The following is a 25,998-nucleotide window of genomic DNA, read 5'->3' on the forward strand; positions in this document are numbered from 1 at the left end:
TGGCAGATCGGCCCCTTAAGACCTCTTCGACACAATGGAGCTTAAAATCATAACTGTGCTTTACTTTTCTTTCCATAGGATACCCCAAAATTGTGTCTAACTTTTTGGGTGCAGTTCAATATGTGTAAGAAAAGATATTTTTAAAAAACTCACACAAACTTTCGTTTTGCGATTGCAGGCGTAAACGAATCACTTTTCCACGCGCTTCCCTATCCTGATTGTTGGTAACTTACCACCAAAGCCAACCTTCAATTTTTTTATATTTACCAAAACAAACATTTTCACCATGGAAACGCCTTCTAAATCTCACATCGGTCGTAAAATCTCCCGCATCCGTGAATTGCGAGGCATGAAACAGGAAGCTTTGGCCCAGGCTTTGGGCATGAGCCAGCAATCGATCTCGATTTTGGAGAACAGCGAGGAAGTCGATGATAAGCGTTTGAAGGACGTCGCGGAGGCGCTTGGCGTTAGTGCGGAGGCGATCAAGAATTTTTCGGATGAAGCCGTGATAAATTATTTCAACAGTTTCAACGATACGGATTTCAGCAACAGCCAAGGCATTAGTTTTGGAACCTTCGGCGCTAACCATTGCAATTTTAATCCGTTGGATAAATTAATTGAGGTTTTTGCGGAAAAGGAAAAGCTTTATGAACGTTTGCTTGACGCCGAGCGGGAGAAGAATGTTTATCTTGAGAGGATGTTGGATAAGAAATAGAGAACTTTAAAAAGTCGCTGAGGGCGACTTTTTTGTTTTATGAAAATCGTATTCTGGTAAAGACTTTTATATTTGTTTGGTAAGGGTATTGGTATTGGCCTTCCTTTATCGTTTAGCTGTGATTGCAATTCGTAACATCAACATCAAAGTCAACAATGAACATATTTTCAAATCAGTTCAAGGAGCATGTATCAAAATTCTCAACTTCTCCTTTTTTATTCGTGGGATCGGGATTTTCCAGAAGATATCTAGGACTTCCTACTTGGGAACTGTTGTTAGTAGAGGCGTGTGAAAACCTTAAATTGACAAAGCCCTATAATTTTTACAAATCTAATGGTGATTCAAACCTCCCAAAGGTTGCATCTTTAATAGGTAGTGAATTTAATGAAATTTGGTGGAGTTATCCAGAGTTCGAGAAAAGTAGAGAGCGCTTCGAAGCCTTGGCTGAAACTAAATTTTCTCCCTTGAAATTCGAAATATCTGAAATGATTAATTCAAAGACAGCTTTAATTACAAGTGAAATCGTTGAAAAGGAAATAAAACTTCTAAAAAAGATTAATATTGATGGGATTATTACCACTAATTGGGACCAATTATTAGAGCAAACTTTTTCAGATTTCAATCGGTTCATTGGTCAAGAAGAATTAATTTTTTCTGAACTATATTCTATCGGAGAAATTTATAAAATACACGGCTGTTCATCAAAACCCAACTCTCTAGTTTTAACAGAAGAAGATTATCTCAATTTTGAGGGAAGAAATGAGTATTTAGCTGCGAAATTGCTCACAATTTTCATCGAAAACCCCATCATTTTTATCGGTTACAGCCTAGATGATAAAAATATCCAGTCAATTTTGAAGTCGATAATTAAATGTCTGACTAAAGAAAAAATTGATAAACTTAAAGATCGACTGATTTTCTGTCAATGGAATCCCGATGTTACGGAAACTACAATGGTTGACAACACTATATTGATTTCGGACACGGTAATTCCACTAAAGTTAATTACTCTAAATGACTTTACTGAACTCTACACTGTGCTAGCCAATAACAAGCGCAAACTTCCAATTAAGATTTTACGCCAGATGAAAGGGATGGTTTATGATTTTGTAAAATCAAATACTTCCAAATCAAAAATATATGTTACTGACAATCTAGATGATATTGAAAATGTCCACGAAGCCGAATTTGTTTACGGTGTCGGATTGAAGGATCGTTTCGCGGAAGTTGGTATCAAAGGAATCGATTTAAAAGATGTGCTATCAGATGTCATAGTACCAAGAGATTGGGATTCATTAAAGATATCCACTTTATGTCTTCCCTTTTTGACCGGAAAGTATATTCCATATTTTAAGCATCTCAGTGCTGCAAAATTGCTCAACAGTGATGGGAAACTAGATGAAAACATTGATATTGACCAATTTTCTCCAGAATTTATAAAAAAGGTAAATGAGGTAAAAAATGAATCGTTCTATCCTACTGCGAGCTATCAAAAAAAGAAAGCAGAAATCAATAGAAATTTCCCAACATTTCAATCATTGGTAGCTACTAATAATGATTTACATATTTTAATGTACGCCCCATTACTTACGCCAAAAAAATTAGATCTAAATGACCTGAAAATCTATCTCGAAGATAAAATTCAATTGATAAATGACAGCAAACTTGGAACTCACTTCCGAAAATTAATTTGTCTTTATGACTATTTAGAGTTTAAAAACAACCATAACTAACCGCCATCAATTGAACCTTAAAAGTGTAAAAGCCTCTTGTCAATTGGGAGAAAAATCGATTTACCCGACGCTCACCGTGAAACGGAAAAAAGTTTTTCTTGTATAATAGTCCTTGTAGTAAAGGTGTAGCGCTGTTCTCGACCAGTCCGTCGAGACGAGATGGTATCATCGTGAAAAAAACTCTTCTGTAAAACAAGAATTTCCAAGCGAGCACGCCTTTTGCGCAGCGCGCAAGCAAAAGGCCAATAAATACTTCCAATCAGTTCGCGGCATCAGCGTTTTGGCGGGCACCTGACGCCTTGCAAATTCCCGCAAATGGAAGCTGTTTGAGCCACCCAAACAGAAAGTCGTTTCGAGAGAAAGTTCCGGCGAGTTCTTTCATTTGCGGAATTTGCAAGGCTGTCAGGTCGCCAAAACGGTGTAGCCGCAAGGCATTTTTGGTTCTTTTGTTGCCAGACAAAAGAACTCCCCGCCGGACAGGCGACGAAAGAAATTCAAAGCCAACGGTGGCGCAGCCGCCGCAAAAAAAAAACTCGGTGGCGCAGCCGCCGCAAAAAAATCGAAGTAAAAACAGCGCAGCTGTTTTAATCAGGATTTCAAGAGCGAGATTGGTTCCGTAAATACCAATTAAGAAAAAAACTAAAAGGTGATTTTACGGGAAAAATAGCCCGGATAACGGCAACTAGCCTTTCGCAGAAAAAACCAACTTTTTCTTAGGTTGCAACAGCGACCGAAGGAAGCTCGTTGCAACCTCTAGAAAAACTGGTTTTTTAAAGAAAGCTAGTGCCAGTTAGCCGGAAACAGCTCAAAAAAAAATCCGCTAAAACAGCGGATTCCAATGTCATTTCCCATTAACCTCCAAAGGCAAGTGATACTCGCTTTTAACAGCATTGCCACCATCTTTGGCAGGAATCCAATCAGGAGAATTCTTTATGGCGCGAACCGCTTCGACGCCAAGCGATTCCGTATCCGCTTTGACCACCGAAACATCGGTTATCTTGCCACTCGCTTCGATGGAAAATTTGATTACCAAACGCTCTTTTCCTTTGAAATTGGCGGGCGTTTTGAACTCTTTGTTGAAGAATTCGTAGAATTTTTCCATGCCGCCAGGAAAGGTTGCGGGCTCATTCGGAATCTGGGAATGCTCCTGTTTTAGGGTCGAATTTCCTTTTTCGTCGAAACTCCATTCCAGCACCTGCGGATAAGTCGTTTTCTCGAGTTGTCCGAAACCTTTTTCAGTGTAAAGACTCACCTGGTTGGGCTGCGGGAATTTCTTGGAGCGAGCGTTTTTGTGCACGATCGAACTTTGTGTCAAAACGAAGTCTGAGGCTTTGTGCTTTTTGAGCTCGCTGTTTTGGACGTGTTTTCCGTCGATCCAGACCGCGTATTGGTTGGGTTGCCCGAATTGCGCCAGTTGTTTTTCGCTGAGTTTCGTCCTTGAGATTTTTGGCGGCGGCGGCGGCAATTTCCAGATCTGGTCATTCGTGAGTTCGCTAAAGCGTTTCGTTTCTTTGGAACCGTCGGCGTTTTTGATGTGGAAAGTCGTGTTCGCATAATAGGAACCTACGCTCGAGATGTCGCGAGGAGCTGGCGGTGGCGGCGGAGGTGGCGGCGGCAAGGTTTGGGCGATTCCCTCAAATCCGAAGAAAGAGAAGAGAAGCGCAAAGGTGAGTGTCGCGCCCAGTGTTTGCGCAACTTTCCTGATTGGGGAAATGGTTTTTGTCATCATGATCATTCGTTTTTTTGTGATTGAAAAATTGAAACTGCTGGCCAACGCAAAATGGTTGGTAAAATGGGCTTTCGAAAGTAGAAGTTCCTGGTACGAAATGCTGTCGTGATTGGCGACAACGGCTTGGTCGGCGAGGAATTCGTGGTTGAGTTTTATGGTTTTTTTGTACAAGACCAACATCGGATTGAACCAGAAAATAATTCTCAGGATCTCGACAAACAAGATGTCGATCGAGTGTTTCTGCTTGGCGTGTGTGAGTTCGTGCGTAAAAAGTTCGGCCTCGATGCTGCGTTTTTGGAACTCGTGTGCGTTGACGAAAATACAATTGAGAAACGTGTGCGGAAGTATTTCGGAGTCGACCAAAACATAAGTCACGCCGTCTCGTCTCAGTGTTTTATTGCTTATGACTTGTGTCGTGATCTGCATCAGATTTCTGGCGAAGCGGATTCCGAAAAGCAAAACTCCAATCGCGTAAATCGTCCAAAGAGAAAGTTGCAGATAATCTGTCGGGTTTTCGGACGCCACGATTTGGGTTGGCTCGATCGACATCGGAACAAGCAAAGCCTGACGCGCGATTGGAACCACATTTTCGGTCTCGACGGGAATCGTCACAAACGGCATCGCAAGTGAAAATACAAGTGCCGACAAAAGGAAAAACCTGTTGAAAACGTGTGTTTTCGAGTTTTCGAGGACTAATTTATGAACCGCGAAAAGTGCGATTTGGCAAAAAACCGACGTGATCAGGAAGTTCGTCATTGCTGTTTCTTTTTGATTTGTTCGTCAATCAAAGACCTGAGTTCCTTGAGTTCGTTTTCGGAAAGATTCGTTTCTGTCGTGAAAAACGATGCAAATTGGGAAGCCGAATTGCCAAAAAAATTCTGGATCAATCCGTTGACGTGTTTCGAGAAATAGTCGTTTTTCCGGACCAGCGGAAAATATTGTCGCGAATTCCCAATTTCCTCATAACCGACAAATTTCTTGTCAGACATTCGCTTGAGCAGCGTCGCAACCGTAGTTGGCGCGGGTTTCGGCTCTTGGTAAGCTTCGAGCAATTCCTTCATGAACGCTTTTTTGAGCTTCCACAGATGCTGCATGAGTTGTTCTTCGGCGGTTGTTAGTGTCATATCAGTTCGTTATTCAACATTCGTTATTCAATATTCGTTGTTCAAATTCTCGTCCAACATTCTTTTTCAATATTTTATCGCGATAAATCCGAGTAAACGATCGGGCTGCATTGGGCAAATTTTTCAGATGCCGAAATCGGGAATTTGTGGTTTTTGAGAAATTCCGACAGCAATTCCCGAAAACGGTTTTCTTTGTATTCGGAAAGTGGATTTTTGCCGAAATCGAACAGAAAATAGTCGACAGTTCCATCTTTCTCCATGTAAATCCGGTTGAAACAGCGCGTTTTCGTTTCCCATGAAAAGTTGTTTTGAGACAGGAATTTTCCGAAATCCTCGAAGAATTTCACATAAGCTTGTTGCAATTGCTGCTGTTCCGACTCAGATTTGAAAACGGCCAGTTTCGGGTCGGAATGCACCGCGCTCTTGTAGGTTTTATCAAGTGTTTCCGATGGAACGCCCAAGGTTTTGGCCTCGCTGAATTTTAAAACCTGGGTTTGTGCTTCCGACAGAAAACACGACAAAATCAGTAACAAGAAAAGGATTTGTTTCATCTGCCATTATTAATTATTACTTATTCATTATTTCTCCCGTAGACAATGCCTTTGACCGAATCTTTCTGTTTCCAGAAACCTTGCTTTAGTCCGGCAACTGTTTTATTGAAACAAAATAAGAAACACGATAGGAAATAGGGAAACGATATTTTTCATTCTACAAACCTAGACTCGTTTCTACAAATGTAGAATAAAACTACTTACGTCCGACGACGTTGGGTAAAATTTTTGATTTGGACGGATTGTTGTTGCTTTTGAGCGATTTGCGTTAGGGATGGCAGCGGCATCCTTTTGGGCGGCGCGCTAGCAGCCGAACAAAAGATACAGCGGACAGCCCGGCGGCGGCGTATCAGAAAGAAGTGGCGGAATCATTTTTTCCCGCCGCCGCAACGCCCCAAAAAAAAATCCGCGGATGAGGCGGATTTTAGCTGTTTGAAGCAAAATTATTTGGACAATTCCACGAAATGTTTGTAAAACAGCGGAATCGTTTCGATGCCTTTCAGGTAATTGAAGATGCCGAAGTGTTCGTTTGGCGAATGGATCGCGTCCGAATCGAGGCCGAATCCCATCATGATCGTCTTGCTTTTGAGCTCTTTTTCGAACAAAGCGACAATTGGGATCGAACCGCCCGAGCGCACCGGAATCGGTTTCACGCCAAAGCTTTCGTTGTAGGCTTTTGCCGCGGCCTGGTATCCGATGGAATCTGTCGGCGTTACGTAACCTTGTCCGCCGTGATGTGGCGTGACTTTGACTTTCACCGATTTTGGAGCGATCGAAGTGAAGTGTTTCGTGAACAATTCGGTGATTTCTTCCCAGTCCTGATTCGGAACCAAACGCATCGAGATTTTTGCAAAAGCTTTGCTCGCGATCACGGTTTTTGCGCCTTCACCTTGGTAGCCGCCCCAAATTCCGTTCACGTCCAAGGTTGGGCGGATCGAGTTGCGTTCGTTGGTCACATATCCGGATTCTCCGTAAATGTCTTCGATGTCGAGCGCTTTCTTGTAGTTTTCGAGCGAGAACGGCGCTTTCGCCATTTCGTCTCTTTCCTCACGCGACAATTCCTCGACGTTGTCATAAAATCCCAGAATCGTGATGTGGTTGTTTTCGTCGTGCAATGAGGCGATCATTTTCGCCAGAATGTTTATCGGGTTGGCGACCGCACCGCCGTAAAGTCCGGAATGCAGATCGCGGTTCGGGCCGGTGACCTCGACTTCTACGTAACTCAATCCTCGCAAACCGGTCGTGATCGACGGTTGTTGGTTCGAGATCATTCCCGTGTCTGAAATCAAGATTACATCGTTTTTGAGTTTTTCCTGATTGCGTTCGACGAACCAGCCCAAACTTTTCGAACCGACTTCTTCTTCGCCTTCGATCATGAATTTCACGTTGCAAGGCAAAGTATTCGTGCGCACCATGTATTCCAGGGCTTTCACGTGCGTGTACATCTGACCTTTGTCGTCACAGGCACCTCGCGCGAAAATCGCACCGTCGGGATGGATTTCGGTTTTCTTGATCACGGGCTCGAACGGAGGCGACGTCCACAAATCCATTGGATCTGGCGGTTGCACGTCATAATGTCCGTAAACCAAAACGGTCGGCAAAACAGGATCGATGATCTTTTCGCCGTAAACGATCGGATAACCTGGCGTGTCGCAAATCTCGACTTTGTCGCATCCGGCTTCCTCGAGGCTCTTTTTGACGGCCTCGCTCATGTCGATCACGTCTTGCGAATAAGCGCTGTCGGCAGAAACCGACGGTATTTTCAGTAAATCTATTAACTCGTTGATAAAGCGATCCTTGTGCTGTTGCACGTAGGGTTTTATGTCGTCCATGAAGGATAGGATTGGTTATTCCTCAAAAGTAGCAAAAAGAAATAAATCAAATTTTTCGGCAAATCGGTTTGCAATTTCAATTCTATGCTTATATTTGCACCCACCAAAGCAGCAGAGATGTTGCCCATCAACAGCGGGTGTGGTGAAATTGGTAGACACGCCAGACTTAGGATCTGGTGCCGCAAGGTGTGTAGGTTCGAGTCCTATCACCCGCACTTTTTGAAACGCAAATTCTTAATTATCAAGAATTTGCGTTTTTTCTTTTTGGGAGTTGCCCAACCTCAGCCCAACGATGTTGAAAACTTTATGATTTAGGAGCAATCACATGATTTCGAAAAAAACTTACTGCCACCAAAATCGTCAAAGAGATCAATACGATTCCCGTGCTTGGAATATGCTCGATTGTGAGAATATAATCGATAATTGCCAAATTTGCGATATTCAATGCCCAGAAGTAGATTTCTGCAATTTTTTCCAAAATCGAAACCCTTCCGTCAAATTGGGACTTGACATCTTCAAAAAAAACTTTTTCATTTTCGTGGTCTGAAAAAAAGTTGTTCTCAATTATGAGGTTATAGTCAAACTCGAAGATTTTCTTGATTTGCTTCAAATCTTGAAATTGCAGACGCAGCAGATAACATATATAGATGCTAGTTACTGAAAGTGCGATCGCGATAAACCAGAGATAAAATACATTGTCGGTGATTTTATCGACAGCAAGTAAGCTAGCACATAATGCAATCGGCAATGCGATTATCTGTTGGGTTAATTTCCCGAGAATGTCCGACAAGTCTTTAAAAAATTTGGACTTGATGTCGCTATAGTCTTTTTTGATTTTGTCAATCGATAAATTATTGAGATAAACGTCGAAATTCAGTTTTGACTTCTCGACAATTGTGGCAAGATTTTCGAAAATGGATGCGAAACGACTTTCTTTCGGAATGTCAGACGCATATTTGATCAGGGCAACTTTCAGAAACTTTACTAAATTTTTGGTAGGCTCGTCAAAGCATTCGATGAAAGATGATAATCCATGGGAAAGGTTGATCGTCTCGCTGAATTGTGGGATTACTTTCTCATATTCAATCGTCAATCGTCCCTTTTCTGTCAAACTGACTAGTACGATTTTTCTGGCTGTTCTATTGTAAGAGTCTACGAAGTGCAGAGAATTATCAATTTCTTTCTCTTGATTTTTCAAAAATTCCTCGAACTTCAGGTAGGCGAGTATGTTTTCAAAGAAATAATTTGTGTTTTGGGGAAGGAAGTTCAAATATGTCTGCCCCTCGACAAAACTAAGTGCTTCCTTACTGCTGTAAATCAAAATGTTCGATTCGATACTAAACCCCGAGGACTCCAAAAAAAACCGCTTGCTCAGAAAGACTTTTGTTTTGAAGCTGGTTAGTAGAAATCTGAACTCGTGGGCTGTCGCATCTTTGACAATTCCCAGAGCAATTAAGCCTTTCTCAATGTCCTCATTTGGATTCATGGACAAATACGTGGAATCGGCGGAAAGATTTTCCGCCTTGTCCAATAAAGCAACAAGAGATTTATGATGTTCTAACGCGTTACTCATTCTTCTGCCCTCAATGCGGCCGCTAATCTTTCTGACTCGATTATGACCTGGTTAGGATTGTCTTCAGATGCAAAAACTTTTGTCCCCAAATCTCCTCGAGAAAATTTGAGGTTTATGCCGTCCTTGTTAATGGAAAGTTGAATGAATTTGCGCAATGCTCGTTTGTCGTATCTAAATTCGCTGTCGATGCTTATGTTGTTCAAATCTGCATACTCGCGAATTATATGGCGATTTCCATACACCTGTTCGCCAACCGTGCTGATACTTATTTCTTTTCGTGGATTTCCTCTTGCAATTTCAAAAACCATGTCTCGAACCTCATCGACAGAGTACGGCTGATTGGTTTCGTCATCGATCGGTAGTGGCAGATTGCTGATAATGTCATACAACGCTTTTGTAAATTCAGAGCTGCTCTGCAATTGAAGTACACAAATCCAGTCCGTAAAGTAGTCGGAAACTTCCTGTTGGCGAAGTTGCGTAAATGTCAAATAGTTCTGTTCGGAATTGAGGAGACGCTCATTTATACGGCATGCCATTGCCAAATGGCTAGTATCTAAATATTCGATTCTTCCAATCGTGTATGACGTGCCTTCACGTCTCAATATTTTGCCTTCAACATCTCGAATTAAAAATATCCCCACGAATGGCGTTCCGTTCGAGGTGTACTCGCAAAACAAGACATATCCTCCTTTTGCGGCAATTTTGCGGCGTATGATCTGGGCAAGATTGCCAATGGCATCCGTGGTAAAATCGATAAAATCCTGTGCAGTTCGACTTCCGACAATGTAATCATCGAATCGAACCGGGAAATATTTTCCGGGAGAGCGGTCGAATTGAGCGTTAAGGAGCTTGTCGCTGGAATAACTGCCCAGTAGCGATGAGATCAATTCGTTAGAGTCATCATCGATCGTTAGTAATTCCGTTGATGCAATAACCTCGGTGGCTTCCCTTCCAGAGGTTTTTTGTAGTTCATGGACAATAATTTTTTGGAGATTCATATCTTCTATTTGCTTGGTTTAATAGTACGGCGTTGCCGTCAAGAAAACAGAGGGTAGAATTTGTTAGTCCTGTAAATTGATGCGGTAAGGGAAAATTTAGTCGGGTTAAATTTAAATAAAAAAATTCAAGGGACTAATTATTTCGCCTCTGAACTGAGAAGTAGTGCCAAAAAGCGACCTGATCGGGTGATCGATCGAGAGAAACTGATATATTCGTTATTCCGAAACAAATTACCAGTATTTCCAGACCTTCTGAATTTCTAACTTTTAATTGCGATTAATCGCTAAATATTTTATGTCACAAATCTATCGAGGATCAGAATGGCGAAAATGGGATTTGCACTTTCATACTCCTTCGTCGTATGACTATCAAAATTTATCGGTCACGAATGAGGCTATTGTTGATGGCTTATTCGCCAATGGCATTGCCGTCGTGGCAATTACCGATCACAACATAATTGATGTTTCAAGAATTCGGGAATTGAAGAGGTTAGGGGCAGTGAGAGGGATTACCGTTCTTCCGGGAATAGAATTTCTCGCTGAGGCAAGAGGTAGTGACCCTATCCACTACATCGGGATTTTTTCTGAGGACTGCGATTTAGATTTATTGTGGGGACAACTGGAGCACAAAACTGAATTGTTCAGGATCAAAACGGGTGAGAAAAAGTTTAACGAAGTTTACTGTGTCTTGCAAGATACAGTGAATCTTATCAAGGAGTTAGGCGGCTTAGTTACTATTCACGCTGGAAGCAAATCCAACACCGTCGAAAATATTACGAATTCGTTGCCACACACCATCGCCCAAAAAATTGAAATAGCTATGGCTGTTGATTTTTACGAACTGGGAAAACCGCAGGATAAAACTGGTTACATAAACACTGTTTTTCCCGCGATTGGAAAGCACATTCCAATGATAATCGCATCAGACAATCACAACATTACAAAATACATATTGAAGGAAAACTGTTGGATAAAGGCTGATCCGACATTTGAGGGCTTAAAACAGGTTGTTTTTGAACCGAAAGAAAGAGTTCGGATTCAGGCAGGAAAGCCGCAGGAAAAATTTGGGTATCAAGTTATAGATCACGTCATCATTTCACACAGGGATTTTTCTGGTGCAAAAATTTACCTGAATCAAAACTTGAATTCCATTATAGGTGGACGGTCTACTGGAAAATCAATTTTACTCGGAGCGATTGCAAAAAAATTACATTGCGGAAAAGAGGTAAAATTTGAAAATCGGGAATACGAGGAGTACGTTGAGCAAATTGTGTCAGAGATGACGATAATTTGGAGAGATGGAATCGAGGATGATCAAAGGAATATTGAATATTTTCCTCAAAGCTATATGCACCGACTGGCCAGAAATAGTGATAAAGAGCTTGATAATTTGGTAGAGGAAATTATTACTCAAGATGAACACAAAGCGAACCTTCTCAAGAATTACGCGGATTTTAGCAGAAATAACAGCTCCGAGATAATGGCAAAGATTAGCATGCTTTTCCAAACACTTTCTGACTACCACGGAAACTTGCGAAGCGTGCGAGAAATTGGAGATCAAGCGGGAATACTCAAAGAAAGGTTAAGCCTTTCAACTCAGATTGAGGCGTTGAGGAGTACATTGCAAATCTCGGCGGAAGAATTGACAGAATACAATACTCTGGTCAACAAGTTTAACTATAATACAAATCAAATATCTTTTGCTCAAACGGAGATACTAAAACTTTCAAATCTGGAAAGACGTTCCATTACCAATGATAGCATCGAGTTTGAATTTAACGATTACCGAGATGTTTTGAAAAGTCAGATACAGTCAATATTTAATAATTTGAAAGACAGCTATCAAAAAGAGTGGTCAAAAAATATTGGATTGTTGAAACTCGGAAAAACTCACCAGATTGAGGAACTTCAAACACAGAATAATGAAATACTCAGCAATCCTCTTTATACTAAAGGGGCATCTGTTGTAAGGAATAACGAGCAGTTTCAGGACCTACAACTAAAATTGAAAGTTCAAACCGACAAGTTATTCGAGATTGAAAATCTGAAAAAAAGTGAAACAGCAATCACTGCACAGTATCACGAGATAAAGAGCTCGATAATCAGCCTTTTTCGCGATTATTATAACAACATAGTTTCCTTCCTAGACTCGCTAAGCCTTCAGTCAGAAAAACTGACAATCAAAGCAGAAGTGAAGCTTGATCTAAATCAGTACAGGTCCATTTTGCTCGCAAGTGTCAATCAGCAAAGTTCACAAGGTCAAGAAATTTCAGGTAAACCCATTGACTCTGTGGATGAGTTTTTTACCGCTGTGAACGAATTGTTCAATAGTTTGTTGAACAACAGTGTCACACTAAAAGGTGGTTACACCCCTCTCATCCTCTCTCAAAAGCTACTTTCGACAAATTTTTTCAGCATATCTTACGAAATTGTTTACGAAGACGTTTTCAAGCATATGTCGGAGGGCAAAAAGGCTTTCGTAGTACTAATGCTGCTACTCGATTTTAGTAATAAAAGTTGTCCGATTTTAATTGATCAACCCGAAGACGATTTGGATAACAGGGCAATTTACCACGAACTAGTCAAGTACATTATCAAGAAAAAGAAGCAGAGACAGGTGATCGTTGTTACTCATAATCCCAACATTGTTGTCGGGGCGGACAGCGAATTGGTGATTGTATCAAACCAAAATGGGATAAACACACCCAACACGAAAAACAGAAAATTTGAGTATGTGTCAGGAAGTTTGGAACATACAAAATTAAAAAACCAGAACGTTTTCGAAATTTTGTATTCTCAGGGAACTAGGCAACACGTTTGCGAAATTTTGGAAGGTGGCTTCGAGGCTTTCAAAAGACGAGAACTGAAATATCGAATGAACACCTAACCAGAGAGCGACTTACGATAGAATTAGTAGAATATTTTTCCAAAGGCGATCGGAATTCAAAGAAAGATAAGGTTGTGTAAAAAAATTCTCACTACACAATCTCAAGTCAAAATCTTCGTTATATTGCAACTGGTTAACCACAAACCATTCCCAAAACAAATCAACCCGATTGTTAGTAACCACTGACACATCGGTTTTTTTCCGATCGTGTCTTACTCATAAAAACCAAACATTAGTAAGCACATGGCAAAAGCAAATCAGCAGCAGACGCTGTACAGATTCCAGACACTTCGCGATCCCGAATTGACGAATCCAGAAAATAAGAACTTGCGGTTCGTATTCAATGGAAACCAGGAAGCAAGTTATTTTTATAATGCGGTTATTGACCGAGCCGACGGCATTTCCAAGTGGAAAGCTATGCAGGATGCGGCTCAGACATTCGTGCCTTTTTCCGATACGTCAGCGGGCAACGAGTTTGCTGTTGTTGGCGAGTGGCTTTCTAGAAATAGAACCACCGCGACTGCTGAGGAAATATATTTGAAAGTTGATAGTCTTTCTCCCATCGACGATCCAGTTTATTTAAATGACTTTTGGGACAACCTGTATTATCAGGTTGTACAGCACAATAACTTTTACATCAAGGAAATGGTCATGCAGGTGCTGATTCTCAACAATCTGCTTGAGGGCATCAAAGGGCTTACACAAGCCGAGGCTGAAAGAATCATTCCATCCCTCGCCAATGCTCGTGTGGTTTTGTCAGAAGAGATGTTTATAGAAAGCGGTGCAAATATTGCAGCGGTGCAAAAAGCGGCAGCAAAACCAGAACTTAAAAATTTTGGGACAAAAAAATTGAACAGGGTAATGAACATGGCTTTAGCGGAGGTTGAAATTGACCGCAATTTGATTGCCGTGAAGGAGTTGGCCAGACTTCAATCCCAATACAATAAAGATTACGACAAAGAGTATAAAGAGGCAACTGATAATTACATCAAGGCTCTTGACACGGCTTACGCAGAAGCCACGATGGAGGAACGGGAGCAAGTCGATTGTAAGGGCTGCAAAAGCAGTTACTGGATATATACTGATTTGGATTTGCCGACTTTTGATTTTGATCCGCCTGTAGAAGTAAGTCCAGAAATCCTAAAAAAAGATCTCAGCCCCGAATCATTCTATGTTGTAGAAAGCTTGGATTTGTTGAAGGAAGATACTTTCCAATCGATAATCGATGGGATTGAGATAGCGTCAAAGGCTGGCTACAAGTCTTTGTACAGTTCAATTCCGGGACAAAATAGATCATTGGTCATCGGCGGAATGACGTTCAAAAATTCTGCTCCCGAATTCGATCCTGATTCTTACCCTGATCAAACGGACATCCCGTATCTGATTTACTATTTGCCGATGACTTCAAGTCCTAAACGAGGCAAGGTAGTTATCGTGTTGCAAATGGGCTATCCGGGTGCTGATATGACCCAAGCTTCGTTCGAGGCATCATTCCCTAGCGGGGCAACAAGTTCAGGGACGTTAGAAAATACAACGGATGCAAGTCTTGCAAACATGCTCAACATCAATTTTTTCTCAAACAGCCCATATTTATCTGTTCCTGAGGTTGATAGTTCCTTCGATTTCGAAGCGGTGGTTACATTAGCGAACGGAATCCAACTTGAGATTAGCAACAATCTCAAATTAACGGGTCGTGTTAGCGGAGTCGCTAAAATTGTTAAGCAGCAATCTAGCGAGGGAACAGATCCCACTCCTGCTTTTATCCCTTCGATGTTTGGGATAAAACGACTCGGAATCGCTGATTACAAGAAAGTGGTCGCCGAGGTGTGCTGTTATCGTGAAGCAGAAGTTTCCCATATCGAGAACATCATGCAAGGCGAATTCAAGAGTAAAACGACGACGCGGGAACGCATTGAGGAAACTACCGTCACTACCGAAAGATCGACAGAAGTAGAAAACCTGACCGACACGACGACAACTGAACGTTTCGAGATGCAGACTGAGATTTCCAAACTTTTGCAAGAACAGCGGGATATGAATGCCTACGTGAAAGCAAGCTACGATGCAAAACCTTACTCGCTCGAAGCAGGTGCAGGATTTGCGTCAACCAGTTCCAGAGAGGAAAGCAATAGACAAGCCGTAACAGAAGCAAAAGAGGTCACGCAACGCGCGATGGAGCGTATCGTAACTAAGTTCCGAGAAGAAACAATTAAGAAAGTCACGGAAAGTTTCAAAGATGAAAACTCCCACATTTTCGATAATCGAGGCGGTACAGGTCATGTATCGGGCGTATATCGTTATATAAACGCCATCTACAAGAATCAAATTTACAATTACGGAAAAAGACTCATGTACGAGTTTATGATTCCTCAGCCATCTCGCTTTTATCGTTTTGGAATGGAAGAATCGAATAACAATGGGAATTCTGGTAACGCCAACAATCCTGATCCTGTTGCGCCAAAAACACTGCTCGAACTTGGCATAGAGGACGCAAGCGATCTTCTTTCCACGAATTATCAAAGCGTCGCAGCAGAATATCGCGCTTCGGTAGAGGCGATTCCTCCAATTACCGTATATGCAGGCAAGTCATATAAAGGTGAGGGTGGTAATGCGGCATCTTCATTCGAATTCAATGACATCAAGGTAGTCGAAGGCTATAAAGCCACAAAATTATATTATAAAATTTCCATGCGTCATTCAGGAAATTTCAACCTAAACGCGACAATTGTGGTGGGCAATGAATCTGTTTATGTGCCAAAATCCTCTACCGCCCCCAACGGCGGAAATAATCAAAACGGCATCGGACTTGTAACGAATGTGGGAAGTTCTTTTCCTCTACAAAATGTTAAGTATTCACAAGAAACTATACCTGTTTCACTAACCGCGTGGGACTTAGGGGCTTTCGGGTTGAATGTCTCCGTTGAGTTTACCCGAACAGATGAAGCTCTAGAAAAATGGCAGAACAAAACATACGATGCACTCGTCCTAGCATATAACGACAGACTTCGAGAATACAATGATGCAATGGCGAAGACTCAGGAAGAAGGTTCTTCAATGGCTTCAGCTAATCCACTGTTCTATCGTCAATTCGAGATGTCAACGCTCAAGAAAAATTGCATTAGTTATATTATGCCTCCAAACGAAATGGGGTTGACTTTCTATACGGGCGACAGCTTCTCGACTTTCGGGATTACCCAGTCGCAACAAATGGACACTTACGCGAGCAAAGCGAAGTTCATGGAACAAGCTTTTGAATGGGATATTATGAGTTACACTTTTTACCCATACTATTGGGGAAATCGCGACGAGTGGGTGACTTTGTTCCGATCAGAAAATGACGATCCATTATTCAGAAGTTTCATGCAAGCGGGAATGGCAAGAGTCGTCGTCTCAGTAAAACCAGGATTTGAGGATGCTGTGACGCATTACATGGAAACTGGGCAAATTTGGAACGGTGGCGAGATGCCTGTAATTGGCGATCCGTTATACTTGTCCATCGTTGATGAGTTGGCAGAACCAGAATATACGATCGAAGAAACTTGGGAAACAGTCGTCCCTACGTCTCTTATCGGATTGCAGAGAGAAGGTGTTGCTATCGATCTTGGCGGCTTGCCATGTAGCGGTGGTTGTGAAATTGATGAAGGTCCAGATGCCTTGAAGGAGAATACCAATAAACTCCCAGATCCAATCGTTGCAGAACCTTCTCAGAATTAATAATATGCCCGCGTTTTGGCGCGGGCTAAATTTTCATTTATGTTTACTAAAGAACAATTGGCGAAATGGGAGGCGGATGGGTTTGCTTTCCCCCCTGATTATAACGATTTTGCGGTCGAGACACCTGCCAAACAACTAAGTGTTTCATTTGAAGGTGCATCACGAGATAAAATTTTTTATTACGTAAACTTCGTCATAAAAGCCGTTGCGTTAAAAGTCACCAGAGCAAACTTATTCGTGTTCGAGGACGGCGTAGTCTTTAATACAGCAGTGTGGAAAGGAGTAGCAAATTTAAAACCGACAGGAACGTTTAGAGTGCAAGTCAAAATCCCTAACGCTACCATCGATAATTTAGATTCGACATTCGAATTGGGTGATTTTGAATTTAAAGGCAGTGTGGAATGCGATGGTCTTTCTGCGGTTTCTCAAGAGTTTAGTTTAAAAAATGTCAAGAAAAAGGTAGAATCACAAACCAAAGAAGATACGGTTTGCTTATGCTCAGGTGATTGGTCTTCAGATACGCTGAGAAATTTGGTCATAGAATTAAGGAAAAGAGATATACAAAAAGTTGATGCTTTTGTACCAGATGATAATGGGAATAAGCAGTACTACATGAAAGACGGAACAGTTGTGCCTAGTACTGACAGGGGCAGACGTCCAAAAGGAGCTACAGAAAAGGTTTTCACACGACCTAAAGATTTGTCAAAATATGATGAGATGGCGGGAGATGGGAAGCGATATGAAGACCGAATTTTTTTTCTGGACTCAAAAGTCAAAGATGACGCTGGAAATACCGTAGTCGACGGTATTCCTAGTAACGAGAAAACTTATCAGAAATTCGTTGCCGAACTAAACGCAGTATTCAAATCGAGAAAGATAGATGGATGTAACCAGCGAATAATTTTTTTGGCTCAAGTCTATCAAGAGTCGCTGCTATTTACAAAAACGGTAGAAGGTGGGTCGCCATCTTATCATGGCGGGAAATTATTTAAAGGGCGAGGTCTTATGCAATTGACACATGACTTCAATTACTTTGCGTATTATTCGGATGTGAAGGGCACTGATTTTTTTAAAGAGTTTATACGTCATCGCGGAGACAATTACAACATGACTGTTGCTGAATTTAAAACTCAGACAGGTGAGAAATACTTGACGGACGAACAGTATCAAGATTTCCTAGATTTTGTTCCTCAAGTCGGGCGCGATTTAAAATATGCTTGCCAATCTGCAGGTTGGTACTGGAATTTTTCAGGAGCTAGTGTTTACGCTAAAGATGATAATTTTAGAATGGTTTGTGCGAAAATTAATAATCCTCAAGCCGTCGATGATCGGAATGCGACGGTAAACGGATATACCGAACGGTCAAGATATTATAACATGTTGAAAATCATATTTGATGAAAAGAATTGTTGAAATTGGTCTTGTTATTCTGATTGTTTTTGTTGCTGGTTGTAAGGAAGAAGAATCCATTGCAGTAAAACCGTTTTATTATTTAAATATCGAATCTGATTGGAAAAGATTTTACTCAGATAAGCATGGATGCACGAAAGTTTTTTTGGAAGAATCTGTACAGGCTGGGGATTCGATTTTCTTTGGAGAAGAAAAAATTAAAAATGCGGTCAAGTTTTCAAAAAAAGTAGGGTTAAAAAATGCGATGGTCCTTCATACCGCGATATTCGCGGAAACAGTAGATCGCAAGTTTGAAAAAATAATGGATTTTCAGGATTTTTTGCCGTTGGACTCTAGTATTTCTGCTGGGTATTTAATGACAAAAAATAATTGTCGGCTGGATGACGGAATGATAATTTATAAGGGGAATTTAGAAAGTTGTCTCAAGGTCGTTGTCTACGAAAAGGACATGGGAGAAGGTTTTACAGAGACCATATTAACCTTTGTTTATATTGATGACGAGTGGCTTTTGGTAAAACGTGAAATTATCTCTACAAACCAAACTGAAAAAAGCACTTATTGTTTTGACACAATTAACCGCAATGTTGATCCTTTGTCTGCAAAGATGGTTAACATTACCCGCACAATGGTAAATGAGTTGTCCGATCCAAACTGTAGATGACATTTCGATTGAATTAAATTTTTAAATTACAGAAAAATAATGTATTATATTATGAATAAGAAAATCAGAAAACTTACTTTTTTACTTCCGTTGTTTCTATTGTTTATAAATATTTCTTGTGGCGGAAGCGATGACAGCAGTGAACATCCAAATCCACAACTCCCAGAAGTCTCAACCCTCCAACCCCAACTCGGCACAGGCTCACAAGTAACCCTGCGCGGAAGTGTAGACGACCTCCCAAGCAACACCGTAATCCTGAGAAGGGGTGTCTGTTGGGCAACAACAAACAATCCAACCATCGGTCAAGACAATTTTGTTGAAGATTCCCAAAACCAAGTCGGTGAATTTTCATTTGAAGTCTCTGGTTTGCAGGATAATACGCAATATTACGTTCGGGCTTACTGCGAGAATTCGGCAGGATTGCAATACGGGAACAGCGTCAGTTTCACTACGGGAATATCTCAGCCACTCGTCACCACGTTGGAGCCGACCACAATTTTGACGACCAGTGCGACTTTGAAAGGAAGTTTTAGCACAGCGACGCTCAGCACGGTCGGGTTTGTGTATGCGACGACACAAAATCCGACGATGAATAACGCCAACACAAGCGAATTGATGAACGGACCCGATATTTTCGATATGGACATCACGGGGCTGACTCCAAATACGGTCTACTACGTCAGATCTTTTATCAACACGAATGGCAACCTGACCTACGGCGAACAAAAACAGTTGAAAACGACAGGTTACTTCGGACCGGCAGGAGGTTACGTGTTTTATGACAAAGGAGTCACGACCGATCCTTGGAGGTATATGGAAGTATTTCCCGAAACACGCAGTTATGACATCTCGCAGACCACAGGAAGTCAGTGGGGCAATACAGGAACGTTCATTCAAACGTCTGACGCCATTGGGGCGGGACTCGAAAACTCAATAGCTATCCAAACGGGAGTTTCCCAAGCCAATTGTGCCGCGAAACTTTGCCTTGGTTTTCAGTTCACGGAATTCGACGATTGGTTTTTGGGATCGAGTCAGGAAATGTTTACTGCTGCCAAAGCGATGAGAGCGGCGGGTGTCACGCTCGGCGGCGGCTCGACTATCTGGACTTCGACTCAGGTTGATGCAACATATGCCAAGTCTGTTTGGTTCAATGGGACGAACTTTGAGATTTCCAACAGCTCGCCAAAGACTTTTCCTAATTTGTTGGTGCTGCCCATGCGGAGATACTGAGATGAAATAAAAAGTGCGGTTCAAGCCGCACTTTTTGTTTAATATGATATCGAGTTATTGAGCTTGTCGATTTCCACCCAGATATCATTGCGTCGATGAACGAAATGATGATGCGGTGGGTGTTAGTCGAAGCTGATATCTTCAATGAGTTTTGATGGGGAAACTTCCAACGCTTTGCAAAACCTCAACAGCAGATTAAAAGTGATACTCTGCTTATTCTGAAAAACTTTCCGAACCGCTCCCTCAGAACAATTTGAAGCACGAGCGAACGCTGACTTGTTGCCGTTGAATTTTACAAGGAAAAGCTTGTAAATCCGTCGGCTCAGTTCGGCTTCGAGTTCGTCGATTTTCGGCTGCATCTCGCAAAGGACGCAAACGAGAGAAGCAAATAATATTTATACACTCGTACTATAGTGCGAATTTGATATATTTGAATTTCTCAAATGCATTGTCGAAATGAAATACTTGTACCTCATCTTTTTTTTCACCCTCTCCGCAGTAAATGCTCAATGTGAACTCAGGAATCTTGTACCGTTTGATTTCGGAAGTTCGAAGTTCGTAGCTTCCGAAAATGCTCAGAAATTGGACCTGATTTACCCGAAATACAAAAATTATGAGTCGCCGAGTGAGTGGAAAAAAGAGAAATACATGAAAAATGATAGCGTCTACTTTTCCCAATTAGCAATCGACGTGAGGACGGACGAATGCTTCAGCGGACGGATCAACTACATGTCACTAAATTTCGGAGATGACAAACTTTACCAAGTCAGGATCAGTTCACAATTCGGGGGCGATCAGCTTTTGCAAGCGAAGAGTGCGTGTGCGAAATGGGTCGACATTTTGAAATCAGATTTTCCTGTGGTCGAAGATTTCAATGAGCGTGATAAAAAGACAAATGAGCAGATCAACGTGGGATCGAAGCTTACTCCAAAAAATCAACAGAACCTGACCAGACCAAAGTTTGCCACCGTGACATATCGACCATTTTACAAGAAATCTAATGACGGCAACAATCAAGTCACGAAAGAAGTTAACTATTATCTGGTGGAAGTCAAACTTGTCGACCTGAAAGACTCAAAGTACACGGTCGAGGGTTATTATTAATTCCTACGATTGAATTACGCCCATGAATCAATTCGAATATATCAAACTCGCCGAGCGAATGCAGTCCGCGAAAAGATTTAACCTAGCCAATCTATGCTTTCGGAAGTGTCTTGAAATTGATCCTGAGTATTCGATCGCGTTGAATAGCTATGCCCAAAATCTTCGGCTGAATTGCAAAAACTACCGCGATGCAATTGAGGTGTATTCGAAGCTCATACATGTTGACCCAAGTTTTAAATATGTGTTTTTCCGACGCGGCATCTGCAAAGGAAGTTTGCGGGACTTCAGAGGACAATACATCGATTACACCCATCACATCGTCTTTTCTCAGCCGCTCGCCATTGACTACGTTTCTCGAGCTTTGGTAGGTTTAAAACTCGGATGTCTCGAAGCGGTTATCAGCGATTGCCAGATCGCACTTACTCTGGATCAAAACTCTCAACCCGCCAAAAAGCTGCTTGGCGAAGCAGAAAATGCGTTGAGGAGTAAATTATTTTTTGGTTCATACACGTAAAAGCGTCGCAGTTAATTCAACGGCACGCACGCGCCCGTAAATATTCTATTTAAAATTTCTGCCATCGTGATTGATGGTACAATCACTCATTTTTAATTTTATCATCCCAGTATGCAAAACGGAATAATATTGATGGGTAAGTTTTACCCGATGCAAGGTTTAAAGGACTTTTTTGACGTATTGATTTCCCAATCAGTAAAAGAGGCGATTTCTCTGCAAACCCATCCCGCTGATGACGGTCGAGAAAATTACACGGTCAGCGATATCGCACGTCTGGTGAATCGATCTCCCGAAACGATTACTCGCCATATCAGATTGAAACTGATTAAAGCGAACAAGGTCGGCAAGTCATGGGTCATTCCTCGAGACAGCTATTTTAAATATTTGACCGCTGCCCAATCGCATTCATGATTTGAACCGAGATATGTTCCAGCCCGCGACTCCATACCCTCGCAAAAATGAACCGCCCCTTGATAGGAAACTTTATTATTTTGGGGGTATGGGGCGTACAACGGTTTGGCTTCTCCGATTTTTTAGCCTTTTTCGAATAGGTTTGTCTGCCCACATTCGTCGACCAAGTTCAGCCTGTCTTTGCGATGACGATACGTGTCCCGTATGTTGTGAGCCATTTCGAAAATTTGTTTTTCAAGAGACTCTTTGATCCAAGTCCGTTTGAGATATCGCAAGCGGAGAGATTGGAACAAAGTCGGATCGTGATCATTCAGATACCTCAGTCCCATGAAGCTCAGTAAGCGACTCGACGATTTCTGCATGGAGATGTCGATATTGGTCAATAAGCATCGTCTCTGAGGTGTTTGGTTTGACAGACCTTCAGGAGTAAGATTTAACCCTATATTAGATGGGTTAAAACTTACTCCAAACCCTTCACGAGAGCAACGCTTGGCGACAAGTTGCGAAGCAGAGAATTCCATCAGATTCTGGATTTGCTTTTTCAAGTTCTCAGAATGGAATTCAATAAGCGACCTGAACCTTTTCAGTGGTTTATCTCGCCGATTTGGAGTAAGATTTAACCAGTAGTTGAGATTCCAGTAGTCGCGTAAATTCGTTACCTGTTTAGTTGTCAACTCCGCCTCTCGGATCGTCAAATCATAATATATAATTTGACCAACCTCGTCGATGAGGTGGTGGCACAGGTTTACTAATGTATTTGGATTCACGTCTCCCATTGTCGACAGCCCAAATTTTTTTAGTCCTTCCATTCTGCGATACTTCAATTCGACACGTATGATGTTTTTTTCAGAATAGTACTGATAACCCTTGTCGTAAACTTTCAGAATCTACTGTTGGTGAGCAAACTGGGCATAATGACCGTCTTCAGATAAACTGATTCTTTTGTTTCGATGTAGCATCAGTCCACTTATAAATTGCATTGGATTGAATGGGAGTTCGACATTCATCCCAATTTCGACGTTTTGCAAATCCATTTGTCCCCTGTCGCAGCCGAACAGGGTTTCAAGATGAATTATAGTTTGCTCCAGATCAGCAAGCGTAAACGGATTGCCATTGAAACCCGTGGAATGGAATCTGGAAGGAGAATCTATTCCATTTATCGAATTCCACATTTTGTGAATACTCCCGGTAAATACGACATGTACTGTTTGCGGCTTTTTTCGCGACTCGAGAAGCTCGATCTTGCAACAATGGTAATCTGACTCAAGCGGGTAATCGAAATGCTCTCCTGTGGTCGACGAATAGCGTCCCCGAAAATCTAAATCTGGGTGATTCAGCAAATCGGCGACATTCACATCCCGGAGGTAGATTTTGACATAATCTATCATCGGAAAACTAGTTGCGGAGCTTGATCAGGCTCGATTCAACTTCCGACCGAAGAAAATATACTCTTCGTCCGATTCCTCGCGGATTTAATTTACCTGTCTTGCAGTAGCTATGCAGGGTTGAGAGATCGATGTCCAATAACTCAGCAACTTGCTTGCGAGTCAAGTACTCGTCGTTGGATTTCTTTTGGAACTTTTCAGCGAAAGATTCAAAAGCCTTGCCGATTTCCTGGCCCAATAAGATTTGGAATTCATCTTGGGTCATCGTGATAATTTTCATTGCGTTCATAGTCTTGAATTGATTATGATGCAAATGAATCTTAAGGAAAATTTAGGGATGCCCTAAAAAGATTGGTTGAGAATTGATCAAATAGAATTCAGGGCTCTCTTAACTCTGTCGACAGTGGTTTGCGAATTATATGGATGGTGTTTGTCACCAGGTTTTCCATTGATGAGCGAGTTCAAGTACGGTTGGACCGAACTTTGCTTCTCGTCCGTGAAAATGCCGATTAATTTGGCGAGTGCATTAGTCGACGCACTTAGTTGCGGCATTTTTTTTCGAATTGCATCGATGCACCCTGATTCGTTCAGGAAAATGATTTTTTCGACGATCGAAGATTTTTTCAAATCAAATATCTGCGTCCCATCGTTATCTAAATGTAATTCCGCCAAACGTTCAATTTTTAACTTCCTTTCGAGATCTACCCTTCGTTTCGTCAAAAAGTTGAGGTATCGTTGAAATTCCTTTTTTGAAATCATTTTTCTCTCGACATCGAGATTGAAGCATTCCCTGATTCGCACTTCTTCGGCCCGTATAAAATCCAATTCATTTGACATTCCGTCGATAGTCGAATCGCAGTCCATGATATTAACCAAGGTCTGGAAGAGTTCTGGGGACAAAGCTTTTTTTGCATCGTCGCCCCTCAAAAGTGATTTGTAATTCATTTCGCAATGCTTAGTCTATTGTTCCGCTCGTCGTGAAATCTTTCGTACATCACCAAAAACATATCTGCTTCCAAGTCTTTGTCCAGACGTTTATTGACGTAGGCGAGGAAAGTACTTTCCTTGCTATGACCCGTAATGTTCATCAGCAACGGCAATGGAAAAGCCGCGTAATAATTTGTCGAGAACGATCGTCTGAAACAATGCGACGATATAAGTTCGAACTTCGGAAACTTGCCGAGCTCTCTTCTGTTTGTTTTGGCATTCAATTTCTTTCCTTCCGACAACTGGGTAATCCCTGCCTGTTCACAAACCGTTTTTATCAGATCGTTTAATTTGGTGTGTGGAATGGCAAACGGAAACTCTTTCAGCAAAATCGTCTTTACCGTGGGGTCGCCAATTGGGATTGTTATGTTCTTTCCAGTTTTCTCCTGCACGAGATCAATGTAAATTCGATCGTTCTTGTGTCGGATGTTGTCAGGGGTCAACGAAAGCAAGTCTCCGCCGCGTTGACCTATTTCACATCCGATGAGCATCCAGTTTCTTGCATTGACTAGTTGAATGTCGGTCAGTCTCAGCTTGGCAATTTTTTCCAGTTCCTCGAAAGACAAAGTTTGGATGTGACGATCCTCGTCACTTTCTCGAAAATGCTGAATAGTTTTGGAATGTTTGTGGACGGCAATTTCATTTTTGTCTGCGTCGATGCAAACCGACTTCAACATATCGAGAATTTTGCCTGTATAATTCACGGTATATTTTTGATCTTCGAGAAGCCAAGTCGTGAAGGCTTCCACGAACGGATTGTTTATTTCGAGAAATTGAATTTTCCGCCTGATTACTGCTTCGTAGCGGGTCATGAGGTTTCTGAAAATGGTGTAATTTTTAACCGTGTTTTTACTCAGCCCAAGTTGAATTTTTCCCCCTCGTTTTACTTTACGAGTAGCCGCGTTATCTAAAATATATTGTACGTGGTTGATGAGAATGCCTCTGTCAACAATGCTGATCCTGTTAAAACATGAACCCACGCATTGCTCAAGCCAGTACGCATTTACGACGATTTCACTTGATTGCGCCTCGTTGAATTTGGAATAAACGAAACTCTCCAATTCTTTCAGGCTGTTATGAAGTGCCTTGTTTTCCGCTGTATTTTTTTTCGGGAATGGCTCTTTCGTACTCCAATCTTCTGGAAGTATCGTGAATCCAGTATTTACCTCAAAAATTTCAGCCCGGCTAATAGATAGTCGGATTTTGATTGAGACTCGTTTGTTTTGTGCTTTGGATCGAATTCTAAATTGGACGCTTGCCATACTTACTGATTTTTGCCAAAGATATTTACCTGATGAATTATTTGCCCAACGGTTGCCCAACCACTTATCAACACTAATCAATCTTAAACCATTTACCCCAATCTAGCCTCTTACAGAAAATAAATCAAATTATTGATTATCAATATATTGCTTTTTTATAACGTCTAACAAAAATCGT

At 41.6% G+C, this 25,998-nt stretch carries 22 protein-coding genes and 1 tRNA gene; 11 read left to right on the plus strand and 12 right to left on the minus strand.

Going from position 1 to position 25,998, the window contains the following annotated elements; all coding sequences use genetic code 11:
- The first annotated feature begins 286 nt into the window (after nucleotides 1-286).
- Nucleotides 287-715: a helix-turn-helix transcriptional regulator gene (locus tag EOO49_RS09200; RefSeq protein ID WP_290844912.1), complete on the plus strand. Its 429-nt coding sequence runs from the start codon at nucleotides 287-289 to the stop codon at nucleotides 713-715.
- Nucleotides 716-870: 155 nt separating this feature from the next.
- On the plus strand, nucleotides 871-2,448 hold the full coding sequence (locus EOO49_RS09205) for an SIR2 family protein (RefSeq protein ID WP_290844914.1): 1,578 nt from the start codon (nucleotides 871-873) through the stop codon (nucleotides 2,446-2,448).
- Nucleotides 2,449-3,289: 841 nt separating this feature from the next.
- On the opposite strand, the gene EOO49_RS09210 is transcribed toward EOO49_RS09205, so the two are convergent.
- The 4 genes from EOO49_RS09210 to EOO49_RS09225 all read right to left on the minus strand — a co-directional run bounded on the left by EOO49_RS09210 (nucleotide 3,290) and on the right by EOO49_RS09225 (nucleotide 7,684).
- Nucleotides 3,290-4,933, minus strand: a complete 1,644-nt coding sequence (locus EOO49_RS09210; protein WP_290844916.1) for a M56 family metallopeptidase — start codon at nucleotides 4,931-4,933, stop codon at nucleotides 3,290-3,292.
- Nucleotides 4,930-5,301, minus strand: coding sequence for a BlaI/MecI/CopY family transcriptional regulator (locus EOO49_RS09215; RefSeq protein ID WP_290844918.1), 372 nt, complete (start codon nucleotides 5,299-5,301; stop codon nucleotides 4,930-4,932). The genes EOO49_RS09210 and EOO49_RS09215 overlap by 4 nt, the downstream gene beginning before the upstream one ends.
- Before the next feature lie 74 nt (nucleotides 5,302-5,375).
- On the minus strand, nucleotides 5,376-5,852 hold the full coding sequence (locus EOO49_RS09220) for a hypothetical protein (RefSeq protein ID WP_290844920.1): 477 nt from the start codon (nucleotides 5,850-5,852) through the stop codon (nucleotides 5,376-5,378).
- A gap of 443 nt (nucleotides 5,853-6,295) precedes the next feature.
- The gene (locus tag EOO49_RS09225; protein ID WP_290844922.1) at nucleotides 6,296-7,684 is read right to left on the minus strand and encodes a dipeptidase; all 1,389 of its coding nucleotides are present in this window, start codon (nucleotides 7,682-7,684) and stop codon (nucleotides 6,296-6,298) included.
- A 133-nt stretch (nucleotides 7,685-7,817) separates the two neighbouring features.
- Here EOO49_RS09225 and EOO49_RS09230 point away from each other — a divergent pair.
- A tRNA-Leu gene (locus tag EOO49_RS09230) sits at nucleotides 7,818-7,899 on the plus strand.
- A gap of 89 nt (nucleotides 7,900-7,988) precedes the next feature.
- On the opposite strand, the gene EOO49_RS09235 is transcribed toward EOO49_RS09230, so the two are convergent.
- Entirely contained in the window at nucleotides 7,989-9,257 is a 1,269-nt protein-coding gene (locus EOO49_RS09235) for a hypothetical protein (protein WP_290844924.1), read from the minus strand.
- The gene (locus EOO49_RS09240; protein WP_290844926.1) at nucleotides 9,254-10,255 is read right to left on the minus strand and encodes a nucleoid-associated protein; all 1,002 of its coding nucleotides are present in this window, start codon (nucleotides 10,253-10,255) and stop codon (nucleotides 9,254-9,256) included. Before EOO49_RS09240 ends, EOO49_RS09235 begins: the two co-directional genes overlap by 4 nt.
- Nucleotides 10,256-10,550: 295 nt before the next feature.
- Between EOO49_RS09240 and EOO49_RS09245 the strand changes: the two genes are divergently transcribed.
- From EOO49_RS09245 to EOO49_RS09265, 5 genes are all read left to right on the plus strand, one after another.
- Nucleotides 10,551-13,142: a TrlF family AAA-like ATPase gene (locus tag EOO49_RS09245; RefSeq protein WP_290844928.1), complete on the plus strand. Its 2,592-nt coding sequence runs from the start codon at nucleotides 10,551-10,553 to the stop codon at nucleotides 13,140-13,142.
- A 243-nt stretch (nucleotides 13,143-13,385) separates the two neighbouring features.
- Entirely contained in the window at nucleotides 13,386-16,856 is a 3,471-nt protein-coding gene (locus EOO49_RS09250; protein WP_290844930.1) for a hypothetical protein, read from the plus strand.
- Between the two features lie 39 nt (nucleotides 16,857-16,895).
- Nucleotides 16,896-18,269: a hypothetical protein gene (locus EOO49_RS09255; RefSeq protein WP_290844932.1), complete on the plus strand. Its 1,374-nt coding sequence runs from the start codon at nucleotides 16,896-16,898 to the stop codon at nucleotides 18,267-18,269.
- Nucleotides 18,253-18,927, plus strand: coding sequence for a hypothetical protein (locus EOO49_RS09260; RefSeq protein WP_290844934.1), 675 nt, complete (start codon nucleotides 18,253-18,255; stop codon nucleotides 18,925-18,927). Before EOO49_RS09255 ends, EOO49_RS09260 begins: the two co-directional genes overlap by 17 nt.
- A gap of 51 nt (nucleotides 18,928-18,978) precedes the next feature.
- Nucleotides 18,979-20,157: a hypothetical protein gene (locus EOO49_RS09265; RefSeq protein WP_290844936.1), complete on the plus strand. Its 1,179-nt coding sequence runs from the start codon at nucleotides 18,979-18,981 to the stop codon at nucleotides 20,155-20,157.
- 122 nt (nucleotides 20,158-20,279) lie between these two features.
- Here EOO49_RS09265 and EOO49_RS09270 read toward each other — a convergent pair whose 3' ends face one another.
- The gene (locus tag EOO49_RS09270) at nucleotides 20,280-20,516 is read right to left on the minus strand and encodes a helix-turn-helix transcriptional regulator (RefSeq protein WP_290844938.1); all 237 of its coding nucleotides are present in this window, start codon (nucleotides 20,514-20,516) and stop codon (nucleotides 20,280-20,282) included.
- Between the two features lie 289 nt (nucleotides 20,517-20,805).
- Here EOO49_RS09270 and EOO49_RS09275 point away from each other — a divergent pair, with 289 nt between their 5' ends.
- The 3 genes from EOO49_RS09275 to EOO49_RS09285 all read left to right on the plus strand — a co-directional run bounded on the left by EOO49_RS09275 (nucleotide 20,806) and on the right by EOO49_RS09285 (nucleotide 22,186).
- Complete coding sequence (locus tag EOO49_RS09275) at nucleotides 20,806-21,261, plus strand: hypothetical protein (protein ID WP_290844940.1); 456 nt, start codon at nucleotides 20,806-20,808, stop codon at nucleotides 21,259-21,261.
- Nucleotides 21,262-21,283: 22 nt separating this feature from the next.
- Nucleotides 21,284-21,775, plus strand: a complete 492-nt coding sequence (locus EOO49_RS09280) for a hypothetical protein (RefSeq protein WP_290844942.1) — start codon at nucleotides 21,284-21,286, stop codon at nucleotides 21,773-21,775.
- A gap of 132 nt (nucleotides 21,776-21,907) precedes the next feature.
- Nucleotides 21,908-22,186, plus strand: coding sequence for a helix-turn-helix domain-containing protein (locus EOO49_RS09285; RefSeq protein ID WP_290844944.1), 279 nt, complete (start codon nucleotides 21,908-21,910; stop codon nucleotides 22,184-22,186).
- A 122-nt stretch (nucleotides 22,187-22,308) separates the two neighbouring features.
- Here the strand turns inward: EOO49_RS09285 and EOO49_RS09290 are convergent, their stop codons facing one another.
- The 5 genes from EOO49_RS09290 to EOO49_RS09310 all read right to left on the minus strand — a co-directional run bounded on the left by EOO49_RS09290 (nucleotide 22,309) and on the right by EOO49_RS09310 (nucleotide 25,820).
- Nucleotides 22,309-22,995 carry a hypothetical protein gene (locus tag EOO49_RS09290; protein ID WP_290844946.1) on the minus strand — a complete coding sequence of 229 codons (687 nt, stop codon included), beginning with the start codon at nucleotides 22,993-22,995 and terminating at the stop codon, nucleotides 22,309-22,311.
- A gap of 78 nt (nucleotides 22,996-23,073) precedes the next feature.
- Nucleotides 23,074-23,574, minus strand: coding sequence for a hypothetical protein (locus tag EOO49_RS09295; RefSeq protein ID WP_290844948.1), 501 nt, complete (start codon nucleotides 23,572-23,574; stop codon nucleotides 23,074-23,076).
- Nucleotides 23,575-23,581: 7 nt separating this feature from the next.
- Nucleotides 23,582-23,860, minus strand: coding sequence for a helix-turn-helix domain-containing protein (locus tag EOO49_RS09300; RefSeq protein ID WP_290844949.1), 279 nt, complete (start codon nucleotides 23,858-23,860; stop codon nucleotides 23,582-23,584).
- 77 nt (nucleotides 23,861-23,937) lie between these two features.
- Nucleotides 23,938-24,516, minus strand: coding sequence for a hypothetical protein (locus tag EOO49_RS09305; protein ID WP_290844951.1), 579 nt, complete (start codon nucleotides 24,514-24,516; stop codon nucleotides 23,938-23,940).
- Nucleotides 24,513-25,820 carry a tyrosine-type recombinase/integrase gene (locus EOO49_RS09310; protein WP_290844953.1) on the minus strand — a complete coding sequence of 436 codons (1,308 nt, stop codon included), beginning with the start codon at nucleotides 25,818-25,820 and terminating at the stop codon, nucleotides 24,513-24,515. The genes EOO49_RS09305 and EOO49_RS09310 overlap by 4 nt, the downstream gene beginning before the upstream one ends.
- Between the last annotated feature and the right edge of the window lie 178 nt (nucleotides 25,821-25,998).

Source organism: Flavobacterium sp., from assembly GCF_004295795.1.
GTDB lineage: Bacteria > Bacteroidota > Bacteroidia > Flavobacteriales > Flavobacteriaceae > Flavobacterium.